Annotated in this window: 1 protein-coding gene; it reads right to left on the reverse strand. The window is 43.5% G+C overall.

Going from position 1 to position 386, the window contains the following annotated elements:
* On the reverse strand, positions 1–386 hold a 386-nt coding region (locus J7R13_RS09380; protein WP_208438359.1), incomplete at both ends, for a DEAD/DEAH box helicase.

The raw sequence follows: 386 nt of genomic DNA on the forward strand, positions 1-386 counted from the left end.
TTTCCTCGCCCTGTTAAGAGAACGATTTGTAATCCAGCCTTTGCGGCAAGAGGGGCAATTGTCGCAAAATGCTGGCGGGCAAGAACTTCTGTTGGGGCCATTAATGCCGACTGTCCCGCATTTTCAGCAATCTGTGCCATCGCTATTAGTGCAACAACAGTTTTTCCTGCTCCTACATCACCTTGGAGAAGCTTTAGCATTGGTTCTGGTGAAGCAAGATCATTAGCAATATCTTTTATTGCTTCTCTTTGTCCATTTTTAAGTTGAAAGGGTAGGGCATGCAGCAATTTTTTAGTGTATATTTCTGTTGGTGGGCGAGAATCTCCTGAAAAAGATTTAGTCTTTAAGCGTACAAGTCCAAGAGCTAATTGGCTAGCGAGAAGTAC

Source organism: Bartonella taylorii 8TBB, from assembly GCF_902825155.1.
GTDB lineage: Bacteria > Pseudomonadota > Alphaproteobacteria > Rhizobiales > Rhizobiaceae > Bartonella > Bartonella taylorii_A.